Annotated in this window: 1 protein-coding gene; it reads left to right on the top strand. The window is 74.0% G+C overall.

What is annotated here, in order from left to right; all coding sequences use genetic code 11:
* Positions 1 to 295: 295 nt before the first annotated feature.
* On the top strand, positions 296 to 1,097 hold an 802-nt coding region (locus tag HW445_RS32120), incomplete at its 3' end, for an ArsR family transcriptional regulator (RefSeq protein WP_180224272.1).

The raw sequence follows: 1,097 nt of genomic DNA, 5'->3' as shown, positions 1-1,097 counted from the left end.
CCACACCCGGTCCGCCAGCTCGTCGATCGGGACCACCCGGCCCGCGTCCACCAGCAGCGCCGCCAGCACGGTCCGCTGCCGCGACGGCCCCAGGGCCGCCGGCTCTCCGCCGCCGGCGTCCGCCTCCATGCTGCCGAGCAGCCGGAACTCCCTCACGATCCCTCGCCCCCGTGGTCCGGCAGCCGCCGGCGTTCGGACATCCATGCCCTGCGAACCCACGATTGCCGAGACCACGGAGCGTGGGCCATGCTGTTGCGGCTGAGTGCAAAGGCTGAGCTCGACGGGGGAGAACGCGATGCTCCGCATTCATTTCAGTGACGCCGACCTGGGCCGCACCAGGCTCGCCGCGGCGCACGATCCGCTCTGGGAGACGGCCGCGAGCCTGCACCGGCTGCAGTCGCGGAAGGGCTCGTGGGCGTACGCGGGCTGGACCCGCATGGCGCGGCAGCGATTACGGGAGAACGGGCTGGAGCGCGTCGTACGGGACGTCCTGCTGCGCCTGTATCCGCGCGCCGAGTACTTTCCGGACTTCCTGACGCCGGCCGCCGCTCTGGAGGGCCTCGACGCGGGCGCCGAGGCGATCCTGGCCACCCCGCCGCGGCGCGTCCTCCAGGAGGTGGCCATCCTCGACCGGACCGTCGGGGCGCCGTCCTGGGTCCGGCGGCTGGGTGAGCCGGGGCCGCGCGCGGAACTCGTCGGGATGCTGCGCGCCTACCACGAGGCCGTCGTCGCCCCGTACCGGGAGGAGACGCAGACGAAGCTGGACGCCGAGCGGGCGGCGCGCCTGCGCGGGCTCCTGCACGGGGGGACGGACGGTCTGCTGACGGGTCTGGGGCCCATGATGCGCTGGCGTCCGCCCGTCCTGGAGGTCACCTACCCCACCCAGGCGGCGGACCGGGACCTGTATCTGAACGGGCGGGGACTCACCCTCGTCCCCTCGTACTTCAACTGGGCGGAGCCGGTCGCCTTCGCCGATCCGGACCTGCCGCCGGTGCTCTGGTACTCGATGCTCCACGAGCCGTCCCACGTCCCCGCGGACGATCCCGACAAGCCGCTGACCGCGCTGCTCGGGCGGGCCCGGGCGGTCGCCCTGCGCG

The sequence above is a fragment of the Streptomyces sp. UH6 genome (assembly GCF_013421635.1).
Lineage (GTDB): Bacteria > Actinomycetota > Actinomycetes > Streptomycetales > Streptomycetaceae > Streptomyces > Streptomyces abyssomicinicus.
Note: the sequence above shows the minus strand (reverse complement) of the source record. Positions and strands in the feature narration are given on the sequence as shown.